This window comes from Mannheimia pernigra (assembly GCF_013377995.1).
Taxonomy (GTDB): domain Bacteria; phylum Pseudomonadota; class Gammaproteobacteria; order Enterobacterales; family Pasteurellaceae; genus Mannheimia; species Mannheimia pernigra.
This window is the reverse complement of the sequence record NZ_CP055305.1, coordinates 1,185,292-1,205,539: the sequence shown is the minus strand read 5'-3', so window position 1 is coordinate 1,205,539 and position 20,248 is coordinate 1,185,292. Positions and strand designations below refer to the sequence as shown.

At 37.3% G+C, this 20,248-nt stretch carries 14 protein-coding genes; 5 read left to right on the top strand and 9 right to left on the bottom strand.

Annotated features, from left to right (window positions below; all coding sequences use genetic code 11):
- Positions 1–9: 9 nt before the first annotated feature.
- From HV560_RS05905 to HV560_RS05885, 5 genes are all read right to left on the bottom strand, one after another.
- Positions 10–1,212, bottom strand: coding sequence for a restriction endonuclease subunit S (locus HV560_RS05905; RefSeq protein ID WP_176812380.1), 1,203 nt, complete (start codon positions 1,210–1,212; stop codon positions 10–12).
- A 126-nt stretch (positions 1,213–1,338) separates the two neighbouring features.
- A complete protein-coding gene (locus HV560_RS05900) occupies positions 1,339–2,904 on the bottom strand; it encodes a Fic family protein (RefSeq protein ID WP_176812379.1) in 1,566 nt (521 codons plus the stop codon).
- Between the two features lie 4 nt (positions 2,905–2,908).
- A complete protein-coding gene (locus HV560_RS05895; RefSeq protein ID WP_176812378.1) occupies positions 2,909–4,480 on the bottom strand; it encodes a type I restriction-modification system subunit M in 1,572 nt (523 codons plus the stop codon).
- A gap of 112 nt (positions 4,481–4,592) precedes the next feature.
- A complete protein-coding gene (gene gyrA / locus HV560_RS05890; RefSeq protein ID WP_176812377.1) occupies positions 4,593–7,295 on the bottom strand; it encodes a DNA topoisomerase (ATP-hydrolyzing) subunit A in 2,703 nt (900 codons plus the stop codon).
- Between the two features lie 90 nt (positions 7,296–7,385).
- Positions 7,386–7,766, bottom strand: coding sequence for a pyrimidine dimer DNA glycosylase/endonuclease V (locus HV560_RS05885; protein ID WP_176808102.1), 381 nt, complete (start codon positions 7,764–7,766; stop codon positions 7,386–7,388).
- A 64-nt stretch (positions 7,767–7,830) separates the two neighbouring features.
- On the opposite strand from HV560_RS05885, the gene ubiG reads away from it, so the two are divergent.
- Together ubiG and ttcA are read left to right on the top strand one after the other, a co-directional pair.
- A complete protein-coding gene (gene ubiG / locus HV560_RS05880; RefSeq protein WP_176808101.1) occupies positions 7,831–8,556 on the top strand; it encodes a bifunctional 2-polyprenyl-6-hydroxyphenol methylase/3-demethylubiquinol 3-O-methyltransferase UbiG in 726 nt (241 codons plus the stop codon).
- A 59-nt stretch (positions 8,557–8,615) separates the two neighbouring features.
- Positions 8,616–9,557 carry a tRNA 2-thiocytidine(32) synthetase TtcA gene (gene ttcA, locus HV560_RS05875; protein ID WP_176808100.1) on the top strand — a complete coding sequence of 314 codons (942 nt, stop codon included), beginning with the start codon at positions 8,616–8,618 and terminating at the stop codon, positions 9,555–9,557.
- 142 nt (positions 9,558–9,699) lie between these two features.
- Here ttcA and malM read toward each other — a convergent pair whose 3' ends face one another.
- The 3 genes from malM to malK all read right to left on the bottom strand — a co-directional run bounded on the left by malM (position 9,700) and on the right by malK (position 13,156).
- Positions 9,700–10,599, bottom strand: a complete 900-nt coding sequence (malM, locus tag HV560_RS05870) for a maltose operon protein MalM (protein WP_176812376.1) — start codon at positions 10,597–10,599, stop codon at positions 9,700–9,702.
- 82 nt (positions 10,600–10,681) lie between these two features.
- Complete coding sequence (locus HV560_RS05865) at positions 10,682–11,953, bottom strand: maltoporin (RefSeq protein WP_176808098.1); 1,272 nt, start codon at positions 11,951–11,953, stop codon at positions 10,682–10,684.
- An 84-nt stretch (positions 11,954–12,037) separates the two neighbouring features.
- Positions 12,038–13,156 (bottom strand): maltose/maltodextrin ABC transporter ATP-binding protein MalK, encoded by a 1,119-nt coding sequence (gene malK / locus HV560_RS05860; RefSeq protein ID WP_176808097.1) that lies wholly within the window; start codon positions 13,154–13,156, stop codon positions 12,038–12,040.
- 368 nt (positions 13,157–13,524) lie between these two features.
- Here malK and malE point away from each other — a divergent pair, with 368 nt between their 5' ends.
- The 3 genes from malE to malG all read left to right on the top strand — a co-directional run bounded on the left by malE (position 13,525) and on the right by malG (position 17,284).
- A complete protein-coding gene (malE, locus tag HV560_RS05855; protein ID WP_176808096.1) occupies positions 13,525–14,712 on the top strand; it encodes a maltose/maltodextrin ABC transporter substrate-binding protein MalE in 1,188 nt (395 codons plus the stop codon).
- Between the two features lie 88 nt (positions 14,713–14,800).
- Entirely contained in the window at positions 14,801–16,339 is a 1,539-nt protein-coding gene (malF, locus tag HV560_RS05850; RefSeq protein ID WP_176809759.1) for a maltose ABC transporter permease MalF, read from the top strand.
- Between the two features lie 54 nt (positions 16,340–16,393).
- Positions 16,394–17,284, top strand: a complete 891-nt coding sequence (gene malG / locus HV560_RS05845; protein ID WP_176808094.1) for a maltose ABC transporter permease MalG — start codon at positions 16,394–16,396, stop codon at positions 17,282–17,284.
- A gap of 104 nt (positions 17,285–17,388) precedes the next feature.
- Here the strand turns inward: malG and malT are convergent, their stop codons facing one another.
- Positions 17,389–20,115, bottom strand: coding sequence for an HTH-type transcriptional regulator MalT (gene malT, locus HV560_RS05840; RefSeq protein ID WP_176808093.1), 2,727 nt, complete (start codon positions 20,113–20,115; stop codon positions 17,389–17,391).
- Between the last annotated feature and the right edge of the window lie 133 nt (positions 20,116–20,248).

Here is a 20,248-nt window from a genome sequence, read left to right as displayed (position 1 = left end):
ACTACCTCATTATTTCGGAAAATCCAACAACTGTTCTCGATAATACTCATATTGTTTCCGTCTTAACTCAATTTCCTTCGGTAATCCTTCGCTAATGAAATTGGTCAAGCGGTCAAATTTATCTAAAATTTCTACAATATGATTTTGTTCTTCAATCGGTGGAATTGGAATTTGATATTGTAGAATTGCTGACTTATTCCCACGAGGCATTTTTGCACCTTTAGCGTGCTGCATATTGTAAGAAAAGAATTTATCATCAGCTAAAACTTGATATAAATATTTTGGATTTACATGGCTATCTGTTATACGAATAACTAATACATCACCATTTGTTCCACCACAATTATTTGCTTGCCAAATTTTCTTTAAATAAGGGCGAATATTTCCAATTAAAATATTATTTTCTTTATATTCAGTTAAATTACCACTTGTTGGTACATAATTTGAATTGATTTTTCCCATTCTATTTTGTAATAAATTATCTACACCTACATAGTTTTCTTCATTCAAACAATCAAATTTAATACGAGTTTGAGAATACTCTGCAACCTCCCCCAAAGTCTTAAACACCACGTTACCACTGTGGTATAAGGCTTTGGTGATGTCGTTATACCCCCCCCTATCTAAATCTTGAGGGAATGTCAATAGAGTTTCTCGGTAATACTGATATTGTTTTTTACGCAGAGCTAATTCAGCTTCCAGCGTAGCTTCCAGCTCAGTGAATTTGTCAAGTGTTTTTACAATTTTTTCTTGGATTTCTGGTTTAGGAATTGGAACTAAAAACTTGTCAGTATCAGGCGTTGCAATTTGTGGCATTTGCATTTTTGAACCAATACTTTGAAAGTGTGGTTCGCTTTGTTTAAGAAAATAATAAAAAAATTTTATATTGATATTTGTATCTTTTGAATAATAAGACCACATCTCATTTTTATGAGAGAATGGTTTGTCATAGTATTCAAATTCAATAATTCCACGAGATTTAACAATAATAGAAGGCTCAGTATTTATATCTTTTTCAGGAATATCATCAAAATTCACAAAAGCAACTGTTTTACCTCCTGCAAAAATTTTAATTGGTGCATTTTCTTTATTTAATTCTTTCATTTGTCCTGCGGTAATTTTTGTGCCTTTTGTACGAACACAAACCTCCCCCAACGGCTTCCATTCCACCTCAGCGCCATTTAATAATTTCTCAATAATGCGATTACTCATTTTGCAAATTTTCCTTGATTTTATACCGCTTGTTCATCGTTGTTATGTAGGATGGGCTTTAGCCCATCATCATATACTATCACTATACACTCAATGTTTTTGATGGGCTAAAGCCCATCCTACCAACTATGATTTTGTTTTTAACCTTTTTTGGTAACTTTTTCCCTTTGAGGTTAAACGATATTTCTGATACCGACTGGTTGGTTTTTCGGGTATAGTCATTTCAATTAAATTTAATTCCATTGCCGGTGTAAGATAATATTTTCTCAAAGACGGTCGATGCTGAATTTTTAATAATCTTAAAAGTGCTGATATATTCTCTTCTTGTGTTAAAACAGTTAATAATTTAGCTACCGATTCTGTTAAATCCAAGTCATCATCTAGGTCGCTATCTAGGTCGCTATCTAGGTCGCTATCTTGATCTTCTGATAGCATTGAATGGTGAACTGGCAAGCTGATAGCAAAGTAGCTACGCTCTTCATCTGTATCAAACTGCGGAGCCGGCGAACCGTTTTCAGCCATTGCTCTTAGAATGGTAGGGATTCCGGTAGAACGTCCCTCTGTTAATTCTAAATCTTTTAAAAACTCACCTATTCTGCGGTTACGATAACGGCGACTTACTGCTTTGCCGGTTTGTAAATCGGTTAATTTAATTGAGCGATCAGGCCCCGGGAAACTTAAAATCACAATTTCATTTGGGCTAATTCTCACTTCGATCGGCTCACGAATTTCATACGAACGATGATAAACCGCATTAACCAAGGCTTCTTCTAGGGCAAGAAACGGGTAGTTCCAAAAGCGAATTGATTCTGCCTGATAAGGCACTTTGACTATTTTTTCCTGCAAATAACGGTTTTTGATATATTGCAAGGCATCTTGAGTAATTCGCCCGATTGTGCCTTTGAAGGTTTTTTCTTCAATTTCTCCACCACCTGCTCCTTTAGGAAAATAGACAACATCAATTTGTGTTTCAGGAAAAAATTTTTCAGGTTGGCTATTAAAAAAGAGCAAACCAACATTTTTCGGAAATAGGGCTTCTGAACTTCCGCCTACAATATTCATTCGTTTGGCAAGCTCTTCTACTGAAAAGAATTTCGCATTCACGGCTAAATCGCTTTTGATTTCCGCCAAGAACTCACGCATTAAATGAGGTTCTAGGTCATCTAAGGTTGCGGATAAACATAATCTATCATCAAAGGGAACTTTATTTGCCAGTGACAATAGCTCTTGTTCAATCTCCCCCTTCACTTCAATGGTATTGGAGTGTTGGCGAATATAATATGCCCAATTTTCGCTATTTTTCTGCGATAAGGATTTTTTCGCACGATAGGGACGCATTTCACCACCAACTGCCCATAGCACTAAAATCAGCTTCCCTTGAATTTCATAAGTCGCCGTGAGTGTATGAAAAGCTGGAACAATATGATTTTTTTCCAGCTGTAATAACTCTTTACGAATAGCATCTACCTGTTCAGGCAACAAACCAACAGGCGGCAGTACTGGTATCCCGTCTTTTTCTTCAAGGCCAACAATTAAATAACCACCACCTAAATTATGGAAATCATTCGCAAAGGCACAAATCGTGTGTAAAACCGCTTCAGGATTCCAATTAGCTTTAAATTCAATTCGCTCATCTTCAATGATGCGTTTACTGATAAGCTCTTGAATATTTACAGGAAGTTTGTCGTTCATTTACTTACTCCGCTTCAATCTCCGCTTCAATCTCCGCTTCAATCTCCGCTACAATCGCATCAATATCCGCACGCAAGCGGTCAATTTTTGCCACTGTTTTGCAAATTTCTTCGTTGAGTTCAGTGATGTTAATCACTTCTCGGGTATCTTTTTGCTCCACATAAGAACTTACTGCAAGGTTGTACTCATTATCCGCAATTTGACTGTTTTCGACAGATTTTGCGAGATGCTCAACATCAACTTTATCCGCAAAGAGTTTCAAGATTTCAGCGATATGCTCATCAGTCAGTACATTGTTGTTAGTTTCTTTTTTAAACAGACCGCTTGCGTCAATAAATTGGGTTTTAGTGTCGGTTTTATGTTTGGAAAGCACTAAAATATTTGTTGCAATACTCGTGCCAAAGAATAGATTGGGTGGTAGGGCGATCACAGTTTCCACCACATTCTGTTCCACTAAATATTGACGAATTTTTTGCTCCGCACCGCTGCGATAGAAAATACCAGGGAAAGTGATAATCGCTGCTCGCCCTTTGGCAGAAAGATAATTTAAGGCGTGCAGAATAAAGGCAAAATCGGCTTTGGATTTCGGAGCAAGAATACCAGCCGGAGCGAAACGCTCGTCGTTAATTAAGGTTGGGTCATCTGAGCCAATCCATTTAATTGAATAAGGTGGGTTGGATACAATCGCATCAAAGGGCTTATCATCTTTTAATTTTGGATTGATTAGCGTATCGCCCAACTCAATATGGAATTTGTCATAATTGATATTATGCAAAAACATATTCATTCGAGCGAGATTGTAAGTGGTGTGATTGATTTCTTGTCCAAAGAATCCTTCTTCAATCACGTGAGCATCAAATTGTTTTTTCGCTTGTAATAATAACGAGCCTGAACCACAAGCTGGATCATAAATTTTATTGACCGCACTTTGACCGTGTAAAGCTAGTTGTGAAATCAGTTTAGACACATTTTGCGGCGTAAAAAATTCGCCACCAGACTTTCCTGCATTGGAAGCATAATTGGAAATCAAAAACTCATAGGCATCACCAAAAAGATCGATCTGATTATCCGCAAATTCCCCGAAATTTAACGTTTCAACGCCTTTTAATACCGCTGCAAGTCGTTTATTTTTATCTTCAACCGTATTCCCCAAGCGGTTACTTTTGGTATCAAAATCGGCAAATAAACCTTTAATATCGTATTCCGAATCAAAGCCCACTGCAGAACTTTCAATATCCGTAAAAATATCGGCAAGTTCAATGTTTAAATTTTTATTTAAATGGGCATTTTTAGCGATGTTTTTAAATAATTGGCTGGGATAAATAAAATAACCTTTGGTCTTGATGGCATCTTCTTTAATGCCTGCCGCATCAATTTCTTCATCGGAATAGGCTGAGTAATCAATATTTTCATCACCTTGCTCAATATAGGCGGCAAAATTTTCACTGATGAAGCGGTAAAACAGTGTGCCTAATACATATTGTTTAAAATCCCAACCATCTACGGCTCCACGAACTTCGTTTGCAATTTGCCAAATTTGGCGATGGAGTTCTGCTCTTTGTTGAATAGCTGCCATTTTTGTATTCCTAATATGACTCATATATTAAAGCGGTCGAATTTCCCCAAATTTTTGCATATTGCTTGTTTGCAAAATTCTCTGAAAAAACGACCGCTTGTATAGTTTAAGATTATTCTTCTGTTGAAGTTTCTACATTCTCTGCATTAGTGTCTGCGTTATCAAATTCGCTAATACTGTCATCTTCTTCAGGCTCACACACTCGCTCTAGACCGACAACGTGTTCATCTTCTGCAGTTCGAATAATGCGAACGCCTTGGGTATTTCGTCCAACGAGGCTAACTTCTGCAGCCCTTGTGCGAACGAGCGTGCCAGCATCAGTAATCAGCATAATTTGGTCAGCTTCCTCAACTTGAACAGCGGCGACTACTTTGCCGTTGCGTTCGTTTACCTTAATTGAAACCACTCCTTTGGTTGCGCGAGATTTCACTGGATATTCACTGATTATGGTGCGTTTTCCATAGCCATTTTGCGTTACAGTAAGAATGTCACCTGAGGTATGAGGAATCACAAGTGAAACCACGCGATCGGTATCAAGGCTAACGCTTGAGGTATCTTCCGCGTCTTCGTTTTCCATCTCAATAATTTCGGCTTCTTCAATCTCTTCTGCTGAAATTTCAGTGGTGGAAAGTTTAATACCTCTCACCCCTGTTGCGGTACGCCCCATTGCACGGACGGCTTTTTCTGCAAAACGAACCACTCGACCTTGTGCTGAGAATAGCATAATTTCGCTCTCGCCGTCTGTGATGTCCACGCCAATTAATTCATCACCTTCGCGAAGTTTTAATGCAATGAGACCGCTTGATCGAACATTGCTGAACGCATCAAGCGAAACTTTTTTCACCACGCCACTTGCAGTTGCCATAAAGATAAATTTATCCGCACTAAATTCGCCGTTTGGAATTGGAAGGATTGCGGTAATACGTTCATTTTCTTCTTTCACCAAGGGCAGAATATTCACAATCGGCGTGCCTCTCGCCCCACGGCTAGCTTGAGGTAGTTGATACACTTTTAATTGATATAAACGACCACGGCTTGAGAAGCAGAGAATGGTGTCGTGGGTGTTTGCCACCAATAATTTTTCGATGAAATCATCTTCTTTCATCTTTGTTGCCGACTTTCCTTTACCGCCACGGCGTTGGGCCTCGTAGTCTGAAAGCGGTTGATATTTTACATAACCTGCGTGTGAAAGCGTGACCACCACATCTTCTTGGGCGATTAAATCTTCAATGTTGATGTCACCAGAGGCGGCAGTAATTTCTGTACGGCGTTCATCATTGAAAGTGGCTTTCACTAATTCTAACTCTTCACGGATCACTTCCATTAAGCGTTCTGGGCTAGTTAAAATATGAATTAATTCGCCAATGACAGTTAAGAGTTCTTTATACTCTTCAACAATTTTTTCGTGTTCTAAACCAGTTAAGCGGTGTAAACGTAACTCTAAAATCGCACGAGCTTGAGCTTCAGATAAGTAATATTCGCCATCGCGCACGCCTAAGTTTTCAGGCAAATCTTCTGGGCGAGAAGCCCCTACACCAGCAGCTTCCAACATTGGGGCTACGTTGCCTAATGCCCAAGGACGAGCAAGTAAACCTTCTCGCGCTTCTTCAGCCGTTTTTGAAGCACGGATAAGCTCTATGACAGGGTCAATATTCGCTAATGCAATCGCCAAGCCTTCTAAAATATGAGCACGCTCACGGGCTTTGCGTAATTCAAAAATAGTACGGCGTGTTACTACTTCACGGCGGTGTTTCACAAAGGCTTCAATGATTTGGCGGAGGTTCAACACTTTCGGCTGACCGTTGTCTAACGCGACCATATTGATACCGAAAGTAACTTGCATTTGAGTCAGTGAATATAAGTGATTTAACACCACTTCGCCCACTGCATCACGTTTTACTTCAATAACAATCGAGATCCCTTTTTTGTCTGAATAATCGTCAATTTTGCTGATGCCTTCAATTTTCTTCTCTTTTACCAGCTCTGCAATTTTTTCAATTAATTTTGCTTTGTTTACTTGATAAGGCAACTCGGTAACAACAATTTGCTCACGTCCTTTGTCTGTGCTTTCTACACTTGCTTTTGCCCGTACATAAACTTTGCCTCGTCCTGTGCGGTAAGCGTCTTCAATCCCTTTACGACCATTAATAATCGCCCCTGTTGGAAAATCTGGACCAGGAATATAACGCATTAGCTCTTCAATGCTGATCTCTTCATTTTCAATATACGCTAAGCAGCCGTCTAACACTTCGCCTAAATTATGGGGCGGAATATTGGTTGCCATACCCACTGCAATGCCCGAAGAACCATTTACTAACAAGGCTGGAATTTTAGTTGGCAACACATCAGGAATCATCTCTTTACCGTCATAGTTTGGCGAGAAATCCACCGTTTCCTTGTCTAAATCGGTGAGCAATTCCTGGGTAATTTTCTGCATACGCACTTCGGTATAACGCATTGCCGCTGGTGCATCACCATCGATAGAACCGAAGTTACCTTGACCATCTACCAACATATAACGCAATGAGAACGGCTGAGCCATTCGCACAATCGTGTCGTACACCGCAGAGTCACCGTGTGGATGGTATTTACCAATCACATCACCTACTACACGGGCTGATTTCACGTGCGGTTTATTATAAGTGTTGCTGTTTTGATCCATTGAGAAAAGCACTCGGCGGTGAACAGGCTTTAAGCCGTCTCTCACGTCAGGCAATGCACGCCCAACAATTACCGACATCGCATAATCAAGGTAAGAAGTTTTTAACTCGTCCTCAATACTTACGGGAATAATATCTTTGGCTAATTCGCTCATTGAAATTTCCTAATTTTTAGTAGTAAAAGAGCCTTACGTAAACAAGGCAAAAAATTGGCGAGATTATAGCATAAAAAGGCGTGCAAGCGGTTATTTTCTTTCAGTAAAACGCGGTTTTGCTGGCATTCTCAACTCAATCCGTTCTCGGTTAGCAAAGAGCGCTGTTTCTGTAGGTTCATAATCTAGCCACAAACTCGGATCTTGCGGTAGCTCTTCCGCCCAGAAATACTGCATCTTAAAGCCTCTTGCTAAACACTCTTCGTGCAGAGCATCGTAGCGTTTTTTCAAAAAAGTGAGCTTATTAAAGAAAAAACGCACGTGTCCTTCTCCTAATTTATAATCAGCGGGCTGTCCTTTCAGGCTGAATTTCCCTTTTGCCACGGCATTCGGAATTCGGGTAAGTTCTCGATGTTCGGCAAGCAGATGTTGATCACACAATTCCGCAGGCGGAACAAGGTTAATTCTAGTCATTCTGATTTTCCTTTCAAATTAAATAGGTTATAGTAACGCCTAAATTTACCACAGGAACCAACTTATGGAAAATGTCGATCAACACGAAATTACAAAATTTGAAAAAATGGCACAAACTTGGTGGGATCCGAACGGCAGTTTCAAGCCTATTCACCTGCTCAATCCACTACGTTTGTCCTATATTTTAGAAAAATCGAACGGTTTATTCGGCAAAAAAGTATTAGACGTTGGTTGCGGTGGTGGCATTTTAAGTGAAGCGATGGCAAAACAAGGGGCAATTGTCACTGGCATTGATATGACCTCACAACCGCTTGAAATAGCGAAACAGCACGCCAAACAAAGTGATTTAGCAATCGATTATCAACAAACTACAATTGAAGATTTTTTGCAAAAAACGACCGCTTGTTCTTCGTTAAATCCAACGGAGAAATTCGATGTCATCACCTGTATGGAAATGCTCGAACACGTTCCTGATCCACTGTCGGTTATTCAAAGCTGTAAATCCTTACTTAAACCTGATGGTGTATTATTTTTATCCACTATCAACCGTACCTTCAAAGCCTATATGTTGGTGATTATTGGGGCAGAATATGTACTAAAAATGTTACCAAAAGGCACCCACGAATTTGAGAAATTTATCAAACCTGCGGAACTCTTAACGTGGTGCGATCAAGCAGATTTAAGTTGTCAAGAAATCAAAGGTTATCATTTCAATCCATTAACCGAAAAATTTTGGATGAATGATGATGTCAGTTGCAACTATATTGCTACCCTTAAACTCAACAATTAACTTGCAAAATGTAGCGAAATCTTTACTATACGCTGCTTTATCAGGCTATTAAAAACATTATGACAGACGATATTCAACAAAAAGCTGAGAAAAAAATCACTTATAATTTCAATAAGTTGCAAAAGCGCTTACGCCGCAACGTGGGTAATGCCATTGCTGATTTTGGTATGATTGAAGAGGGCGATCGTGTGATGGTTTGCCTTTCAGGCGGAAAAGACAGCTACACGCTACTTGATATTTTGCTTAACCTTCAACAAAGTGCCCCAGTGAATTTCAGCATAGTGGCGGTTAATTTAGACCAAAAACAGCCAGGCTTTCCTGAAGAAATACTGCCTCGCTACTTACAAAGCATTGGGGTGGAATATAAGATCGTAGAAGAGAACACTTACGGTATCGTAAAAGAAAAAATTCCTGAAGGCAAAACCACTTGCTCGCTCTGCTCTCGACTACGCCGTGGCATTTTATACCGTACCGCAACTGAATTGGGTGCAACTAAAATCGCACTAGGACACCATCGTGATGATATGCTAGCAACCCTTTTCTTAAATATGTTCTACGGAGGCAAAATGAAAAGTATGCCGCCAAAACTAATTTCTGATGATGGAAAGCAAATTGTGATTCGCCCACTGGCTTATTGTAAAGAGAAAGATATTATTAAATATGCAGAAGCAAAGCAGTTTCCAATTATTCCGTGTAACTTGTGCGGCTCTCAACCTAACCTACAACGCCAAGTAGTAAAAGAGATGTTAAACACCTGGGATCGCCAATATCCTGGGCGTTTAGAAACAATGTTTAGTGCCTTACAAGATATTGTGCCATCACACTTATGCGATCCGAATTTATTCGATTTCAAAGGGATTAAACACGGTCAAATAATCGAAGGTGTGGAAGGCGACACAGCTTTTGATAACATCAAAATCGAACCGAAAACTTTCTTAGATGAAGATGATGACAATAATTTTACCGATGCTGGCGTGATTCAATTTAAAGCAGTAAACTAAGCTTCAAGCGGTCAAATTTTCAGGAAACTTTGCAAATTTTCCCTAAAAAAGCACCCTATCAGATTATCCTGATAGGGTGTTGATGGAGAAGAACCATCTATTCGATGACAAGGAAATGTCTATGAAAAAAACAATGAGTGAATTAATTTGAACTTACATTTTTTAGGAAAATTTGGCGTGGCGAGGTGAGACCTAATTTTTCCGCCTCATTAACTAAATTCATCGCTCTGTTAATATCTTTCGCTTTAATCGCTTTCATTACCGCCTGATTAAAATAGGCTTCCGTATCTTTATCTACTGCTGCGTTTATTGCATTTGAATTCTCTTTTACTGAGTTCTGTCTGCTTTGACCTACTGGTGTTGCCACTTTATTGGAATTTAAACTAAAAATATCTGTTGGTAAACCGATAAATTTAGTGCCATTTGAACCTAATACATTAATGTGAATTTGACCATTCAAACTATGAGCAACTTCAATATCACTAATCGCTGGTGGTTGCTTTCCTGTCGCCTTAGCATATACTTTTGCAGGATGTGGCATCATCGTTGTTTTGTCTAAATCTTGTTGTGTCGTATAGATAAGCAGATAAATGTATTCTTGATTGCTTGCTGGCGTTAAATTGAGCTTTGCACCTAAGCGATTACCCTTTAAGCCACGTTCCTCCAATAACTTAAATTCAGAAGATGAATACGTTGCCGCCACATTAAAATTACTATCTAATACAACCGCTGTTGGTACAAAAACATTTCGATCCATTACAGGACTTTCAATTTCAATCTCTAATGTTCCTTGATTCGCTGGAATACGATAAGCTGCAACTGGACTTGCAATACCAGCAAAAGAAGCCGTAAATGCTTGCTTTTTGCTTGCTGTTAAATTTGTTTTTACCGTCTGTGAAAATGGTATATCTTGCCATTGAATTTGAGCTAACTCAGACGAATTAATATGAATAGGCTTAACTGCTGTGCTATTTGCCATACTTGGCGAAACAACAAATAAATTAGCAAATAAAATTGCTGTTGAAAGAAGCGTTTTTTTCATATTAACCTCTAAAAATTGTGAAAAATGATAAAGTGATGGAAGAGTGGGTAGGTCAATTCCCCACCCACCATATCTTTAATGATTACCACCAAGCTTCAAATTGAACGCCTGTGATAAACTCGCCGTCTTTGGCTTTGTAGCCAGCATCAGTACGATCTTTAGTTTTAAATTTGTCATTCCAATGTGCATAAGTACCAAATACACGGATTGCTGGACGAGCCCAAATGCTATTACCAGCCTGCCATTGTTGTGCAACGGTGTATTTTACCAAGTCATTTTTCTTGCCTGTTGCTTGATCTTTAATGCGATCATAACCAACTTCTAATAATGTACTCATTGTATCGTTCCATTTGTACATTGGACGGATACCTGCAGAGTACCAAGTTTTACCTTTTTTATTATCTAGTTTTGTTTTTTCGTAGATTAAGGCATACATTACTTCAACTTTATCACTCGCTTGTACTACCCCTTGGTTGATTAAACGAAGCATATTACCTTTATTATCTGCTTTCGAACCCTGTGCGTGCCCATTATTCCAAGAAGTCATAGAGTCGGTTGCATATTGTGCAGTAAATTTATTGAAACCACCAAAGAAGTTACCTTGAGTGTATTCCGCTGTTACCATATAACCGTTTTTGGTCGCTTTTTCATTATTGAGTTTAGTACCATCTTTAGTATGAGCATTGCCATAATCAAAGCCTAACTCTAATGAGCCGTCTTTCCAAAGTTCAATACCTGCTAAGCGAACATCAAAAATATCGTTATATACTTCTTTTTTCGCATCGCGGTTATTTACATACGCTTTTTTAGCATAGTCATAGTAATAAGAGAATGCACCGTCTTTCTCTGTATCACGAGTTACCGCTAAAGAGAGTTTTCCGAAGCCTAAATCAACATTTTCAACCCCAGCACCCGGACCTGAAATATCCCAATAGTAGAAGTCGTTCATATGAACATCGTGGCGTTGGTAAAAACGTTTACCAGCCCATAAGGTTGCACCCGGTAAGCTATCCGCAAAGTTTTTGAATTGTACGTTTAATTCACGTAATGCCGGGCTGGTTTCTGTCCAGTCGTTGTTGTGAAGCGTACCGCCATAAGCAAGGTTTGTATCAAAGTAGATAGATTTCTCACCACTTTTAAATAATTCTTGGCCTAATTTCAATTCTGCATAGGTATCAGATTCGTTACCTAAACGGTATTTTGAACCACCACCATTTACCGTGAATGCGGATTGCTCCCCCCCCCCCGATGTCCAACCGATACCTGAACGTGCATATCCGTGGAAATCAACCGCTGATGCACTAGCGACAAACATTGCACTGCTAATTGCAACTACTAGAACTGCTTTTTTCATAATAGAACCTCTCTTAATATGTAGTCTAACTTAGGTTAATGATTACTTGAGGAGATACCCCTTAAAATCAGTAAATAAAATCTTTTATATTCCTTTTTCTACAAATAAACGTTTGCAAGCTGTTCCATCTTCTTTAAACAAATGACAACGCTCTGGAACGATGCCAATATTCATTTCATCGCCTTCATTAACTAATAGCACATCATTTTGACGATAAATCAAGGTTGGCTGTTTAATTTCTGGTATTTCAAGGTGGACTTGAGTTTCATTACCGAGCAATTCTACTACTTGCACAATACCGTGTAAGGTTACTTGAGCTTGCTCGGATGGCAATAAATGTTCTGGGCGAATACCTAAAGATAAATTATCTCCAGTATTTACCCCCTCACCAGAAACGGGTATCCAAAAGTTGTGATGATTTGCATCGGGCAGCTCAATTTTTACTCTTTCAGCTTCTACATCTATTACCTTCACGGGTAAGAAATTCATTTTAGGTGACCCAATAAAACCAGCAACAAAGCGATTAGCAGGATAATGATAAAGTTCTAATGGTTTGCCAACCTGAGCAATACCACCTGCATTTAATACCACAATTTTATCCGCTAAAGTCATAGCCTCTACCTGATCATGAGTTACATAAATCATTGTACGATTTAACTTTTTATGTAATTTAGAGATCTCAACTCGCATTTGTACACGCAAAGCTGCATCAAGATTAGAAAGAGGTTCATCTAATAAAAAGACTTCTGGTTGTGACACTAACGTTCTACCAATAGCTACACGTTGACGCTGCCCACCTGAAAGCGCTTTAGGTTTTCTATCTAGTAAATGAGCAAGTTGTAAAATTTCTGCAACTTGCTTTACACGCTGATCACGCTCTACTTTATTTATGCCAGCTAATTTCAAGCCAAATGACATATTCTCTGCAACATCTAAATGAGGATAAAGTGCATAAGATTGGAAAACCATACCAATTCCTCTCTTCGAAGGCTCTATATCATTCATTAATTTATCGCCAATATAGAGTTGGCCAGTCGTAATATCTTCAAGGCCTGCAATCATACGCAATAAAGTCGATTTTCCGCACCCTGACGGACCAACAAAAACAACAAATTCTCCTTCATTAATTTCTAAATTAATATCTTTAGAAATATGAATATCACCGTAAGATTTGCCCACCTTGCGTAATAATACACTTGCCATAATTAAACCTCTTATATTGTTTTTTGTTTGTGGTTTGAATTTAGCAGAATAGTCACGTTTTTACCTAAAGAAGAAATCATCCTAGAACAATTTTTTTTAGGATTAGACACATCATGCTATTTACTTTATTCCTAAGGTTCCTATTTTAAAAATTCTTATAAATTTTGTGATCAATATCTCATTTTTTTACCTTCTTTTTGTGAATTCGATCACAAAATTAGAAAAAGTGTTGCTTAATTCATACTTTTAGACAAAGGGGCGTAGAATTAGGGATGATCTCAAATAGAATGAATAGTTGATAATTTGCTATAACCTAAGAGGTAGATAGTAAATATCTATTTCTATCATTTAATCACAAGGAGTTTTTTATGAAAAACAAATGTATCAAATTTACTTTAGCTACACTTGCAAGCTTAGTTCTTTCTGGCACTGTTATGGCCAAAATGACTGAAGGCAAGCTCGTCATCTGGATTAATGGTGATAAAGGTTATAATGGGCTAGCTGAAGTTGGTAAAAAATTTGAAAAGGATACTGGTGTTTCCGTCTTAGTGGAACATCCAGATAAAATGGAAGAAAAGTTTGCACAAGTGGCTTCAACTGGCGATGGTCCTGATATTATGTTTTGGGCACACGACCGCTTTGGTGGATATGCACAATCAGGCTTATTAGCTGAAGTTAATGTAAGCAAAGAATTCAAAGACAAGTTTGTTGATTTTTCTTGGGATGCCGAAACCTATAATGGAAAAATCATTGGCTATCCAGTTGCAATTGAGGCTATTTCGTTAATTTATAATAAAGACTTAGTAAAAGAGGCTCCAAAATCTTGGGAAGAAATTATTGAGTTAGATAAAAAACTCAAAAAAGATGGCAAAAATGCGATTATGTGGAATTTATCAGAACCATACTTCACTTGGCCAGTTGCGGCTTCAAATGGAGCCTATGCGTTTAAATTTGCTAATGGTAAATATGACGTGAAGGATGTTGGTGTAAATAATGAAGGAGCAGTAAAAGCACTACAATTTGTTGTTGACATGGTCAAAAACAAACATATTAGTGCAGATATGGATTACGCGGTTGCTGAAGCCTCATTCAATAAAGGTCAAACAGCATTAACTATTAATGGTCCTTGGTCTTGGGGCAACATTAATAAAAGTGGTATTAAATACGGCGTAGCAGTGTTGCCAACATTAAATGGTCAAGCCTCTAAACCATTTGTAGGGGTATTAAGTGCGGGAATAAATAGCTCTAGCCCTAATAAAGACTTAGCTAAGGAGTTCTTAGAAAATTATCTACTTACAGATGATGGTTTAGATACTGTAAATAAAGATAAGCCTTTAGGTGCTGTTGCATTAAAATCTTATCAAGAAAAACTAGCAGCAGATCCTCGTATCACAGCAACCATGGAAAATGCGAAAAATGGTGAAATTATGCCAAATATTCCACAGATGTCTGCTTTCTGGTATGCTGAAAAAGCTGCAATCAATAATGCTGTAACAGGTCGTCAATCTGTAAAAGAAGCGTTAGATGATGCGCATTCTCGTATTCAAAAACAATAATAATCTTTCAAAATTTGGAGTGGGTTTTAACTACCCACTCTATTTTCATATTCACCCCTAAGTGCAGTAAAAATTTCGAGGTGTTCTTATGCTCGCTCAATCCCAATCTAAATCAACTAATTGGCTAAAATATTTATCAGCAGGATTAGTATTATTGCTTGACTTCTATCTTGTTGTATTAATGTACTCACAAGGTGAATATCTTTTTGCTATTTTAACTCTTATCCTTCTTACCTCTGGCGTTTACATTTTCAGTAGTAGAAATACTTATGCTTGGCGTTATGTTTATCCAGGTATTACGGGAATGGTCATTTTTATCTTATTCCCTCTAGTTGCTACCATTGCAATTGCTTTTACTAACTATAGTGGCTCTAATCAATTAGCCTTTGAGCGTGCAGTTTCTGTACTCACGGAACAACACTATTTTTCTGGAGAGAAATACAATTTTTCTCTTTATTCCCAACCAAATAACAAATATAAAATCTCATTAACTAATCCATCTACAGAACAAGTTTTTGTTTCAGAGAGTATTGTATTAACTACAGGCAATCGCATTGCGGTAACAGAACAATTAGCCCCAGTTGGAAATACTGCTCCACTCAAAACAATTACACAAAATCGTTCTGCACTTCAGTCAATGACAATCATTCTGCCGAACAATAATGAGTTGACAATGAGTTCATTACGTCAATTTTCAGAACAAAAACCACGTTATCAATTCAACGAAGAGAGTAAAACTCTATTAAATAATGAAACCGGTAAACTCTATCAAGCAAATGATGAAACAGGTTTCTTTCAAGAAATTGATGCTAACGGAAACTGGTTAAATGAGACACTGGAACCTGGTTATACAGTAGGATCAGGCTTCAATAACTTCGTTAAAATTTTCACCGATGAAGGAATCCAAAAACCGTTTGTGCAGATCTTTATTTGGACAGTTGTATTCTCTTTATTAACTGTAGTTTTTACTGTAATTCTGGGTATGATACTCGCCTGTTTAGTACAATGGGAAGCACTCAAAGGTAAAGCAATATATCGGTTACTATTAATTTTACCGTATGCAGTTCCTTCATTTATTTCTATTCTTATTTTTAAAGGCTTATTTAACCAAAGTTTTGGTGAAATCAATATGATCTTAAATCAATTATTTGGTATCAGCCCAGAGTGGTTTAACGATCCGTTTCTTGCCAAAGTAATGATTCTTATCGTTAATACTTGGTTAGGTTATCCGTATATGATGATTTTATGTATGGGCTTATTAAAAGCTATTCCAGCGGATTTATACGAGGCATCAGCAATGGATGGAGCATCAACTTGGCAAAACTTTAGTAAAATTACGTTTCCATTATTGTTAAAACCCCTCACTCCGCTAATGATTGCTTCATTCGCATTTAATTTTAACAACTTTGTATTAATTCAATTATTAACAAATGGTCGCCCAGATATGATTGGAACAACGACCCCCGCTGGTTATACTGACTTATTAGTCAGTTATACTTATCGAATTGCATTTGAAGGTAGTGGAACTCAAGATTTTGGCTTAGCTGCAGCCATTGCAACCATTATATTCTTATTAGTAGGTGGTCTTGCACTATTAAATATTAAAGCAACTAAGATGGAATTATAAAAAGGTCTTAAGTGATTATGATCCTTAACCTTGCATAAATTGAAAGGAGTATATATGGCAATTGTTCAATCTAAATCTGCACGTTATCGGGTGTGGGCAACTCATTTAATTTTGATTTCTTTTATCGCCCTGATTATTTTTCCGCTATTAATGGTCATTGGCATTTCTTTACGCCCTGGCAATCTTGCCCTTGGGGATATTATACCAAGCCAAATTTCATGGGAACACTGGCAAGCCGCCTTAGGTTTTGATGTAACACACGCGGATGGCACTGTTACTCCCCCTCCATTTCCTGTATTACGTTGGCTTTGGAACTCAATTAAAATCGCAACTATTACCTCTATCGGTATAGTTACCTTATCTACGACCTGTGCTTATGCTTTTGCTCGAATGAAATTCAAAGGCAAAAAAACCATCTTACAAGGAATGCTCATTTTTCAAATGTTCCCAGCAGTACTTTCTTTAGTGGCTTTATATGCTTTATTCGATAGACTCGGACAATATGTACCATTTTTAGGTTTAAATACTCACGGTGGTGTCATCTTTGCTTATCTAGGCGGTATTGCATTACACGTTTGGACAATTAAGGGGTACTTTGAAACAATTGATGGCTCATTAGAAGAAGCCGCCTCTCTTGATGGTGCAACACCATGGCAGGCATTCCGTCTAATTTTATTACCACTTTCCGTGCCTATTTTAGCCGTTGTATTCATTCTTTCATTTATTGCAGCGATTACTGAAGTACCCGTTGCCTCTTTATTATTACGTGATGTAAACAGCTATACGTTAGCTGTTGGTATGCAGCAATATCTATACCCACAAAACTATTTATGGGGAGACTTTGCTGCAGCTGCGGTATTATCTGCTATACCAATTACATTCGTCTTCTTACTCGCACAACGCTGGTTAGTCGGTGGATTAACCGCTGGTGGCGTAAAAGGCTAAATAAATATAGGTATTCTTTTTGCAGACCAGCTTTGGTCTGCAAAATTTTGTCTAAAAATGACCGCTTGTCTCTCTTGAAAAGCGTTTATAAACATCACTATATTTTAATTGTACCCCATCAACATTAGTAGCTCTTTCGTATAACTAATCGCTTCATTACGATTAGTAACGCCTATTTTTTGATATAGATTTCTAATATGAGTTTTAATCGTTGTAGCGGCAACTTGTAGTTCATCTGAAATCTGTTCATTGCTATAACCTGAATAAATCAGCCCTAAAACTTGCCATTCACGTTGAGTAAGCGGGCTAATTTTCAGTAGTTCAGGCACTTTAGGATTTTTTAATAACTGATTGACAAAAGCCTCATCAAAATGAGCAAATTTATGACGATAAAATTGATTAATATTTCGTAAAATAAACTGTGCTTTATGCAACACTAATTCATCTAATACATTTAATTGTAATAAATGGCGAATTTGCTGTGCCATTACATCGCCCTCAATGACGAAAGCACTAATAAAATTAGTTTGTCTAGTTAATTTTAGTGCTTGAATTAAATCATTCTGTGCTAATTCTTTCTCTCCCTGTAAAAAATAAAGCCTATTACGCAAAATTAATGCGCGATTCAAATCGCTAACGAGAGAAAATTTTTCAGCAGTTTCAATTAAATTATCCAAAATATCTTTAGCATCAGCATACTCCTCAAGTATTATCCGAGCCCTTACGATATTACGCCATTGTACTTGAGTAAAATGATTTCTATTAGAAGCAGGGAAGGGATTTTGAATCAACCAATTTCTCGCAGCAGAAATATCATTGGTCATTTGCCAATAAAATATTCTTACCTGATCAGCATTAGCGATCCAATCATGATGATAAGAATGAGAATGTTCTAATTGCTCAACTTCTTCTAATAAACGAGAAGTATTATCTAAATTACCTCTTGCTAAAGAAATCTTGGTCAATAATGTTAAAGATTGTAATTTATCTTCAAACTTGGATAATGCTTTCATACCAGCAGTAGCCATAGATTCTGCTTTATCAAGATTATACCATTCCCATAAAATTTTACCCTTTGAACGCAGTAAGAATTCATACATTGGCACTTTTTGTAAATGATTTTCTTTAACAAATTCACTCGCTTTATCTAGCATCTCATAAGCTGCTTGTGAAAATCCTTGAGCAAGTAAAATTTCTGATTGTTGAAGTTGCGCCCATAAAATATTGTGATAAGTATGATGCTGTCTAGCCATTCGTTCTGCTTTCTGCAACATTCCTAACGCTTCTGAAAGATTACCCTGACAATGATGAGCCTCTCCAATAATAGAAGTCGCCACGATATGCGCATAATAAGCACTTTCAGAGAGATCATTCAATGCTTCTGATGCTAATTGGAGTGCCGTATTTTCATCTCCAGAATTTATCGCAACCTGAGCTCTCAATACATTGAATTCCGCATTTGCAGTTTTACTTAATTCGATTTTGTTTTCAGTTAATGCCTGAGAAAAAGCAGACAAAATTCCACCAACCTCTATATGACGATGTTGGCTTTGCACTAACCAAGCTTTTAATAGTACAAGATTGGTATGCTCTGTTAAATGTGTGTAATCGAGGCAATGCAAACTCTCTTCTAATAGTTTTAGCTCCCCTTGATGGAATACTGCCCAAGCATGCTCTTCTAAAATATCTAGCAATAATTTCGTATCCGACAGTTGCATTGCGTGGTATAAGGCTTCCGTTACATATCCTAATTTTAACCACGCCAGTGCAGCTTTTCGATGTAATAAAGGTAATTCATCATATAGCTCGTGTTTACAACATAAATTGAGAAAAGAAGCAAAAAGAGGATGAAATTTCCACCAATTGTCATCAATATTTTGCCATTTACTATTTGCCATTTGTTGTAAAAACATTCCTTGTTTTTCAAGGTTCTCTAACTTTACTCTACTGTATTGTTCACCAGTAACTGCTTGTACTAAGGACTCATTCATTGAATGTAATACAGAACAACGTAAAATAAATAAACGTGTATCATCATCTACTTTATTTAATACTTCTTCTGCTAAATATTCATTTATATGAAAATTATTCGACTTAGATAATCGTTTAGCAATATCTTGTAATGGAACATTGAAAGATTGTGATTTATTCTTAGCAAACAAGCTAATTAATTGAAATGCTGTTGGCCATCCTTCAACTTCATTACATAATTTAATAATATCCTGCTGTTTTAACTCAGAACCTAATCTTGTTTGTAAAAATTCTGTACTTTCTCGATGATCAAACATAAGCTGATTAATATCAATTTCCAATAGCTGTTCCTGAACTCTCAAGCTTGCAATACTTAAAGGAGGAATAGAACGAGAAATAAGAATTAAAGTCATATTAGCTGGTTGGTGTTTAATCCAATACTTTAATGCCTCATGGATTTCATCATTTTCAATAACGTGATAATCATCAATAACGAGATAAAAATGCTCAGAAAACTTTCCCGATGTAATCAATAACTGGTTAAATAAAGCTAACAAGTTAGCTTTACGGTTTTCCTCCAATCTAATATCTATCTCTGTATTAATCGCTGAATGCAGTGCTGCACTAAAATAAGATGCAAAACGCTCAGGATTATTATCACCTTCATCTAAGGTATACCAACCAATATTCTTTTTACCTTCAATCCACTGAGATACTAATGTGGTTTTACCATAACCAGCAGGTGCATTAATTAATACAACTGGATAGCTAAATGATTTATCTAATTCTTGAAGTAAGCGTTTTCGGGGAATACTATTTTGTAATCTAAAAGAGCTAACAAGTTTTGATGGTATTAACATAATAAATCCAATCTTCTCACATAACAAAATGAGGATGATATATCCTCCTTTTGAGTTCTAACTACTTCTTAAAAATCATACCACATAAGATGATTACAAGGATGATTTGATTTTATTCAGATCTCACATAATG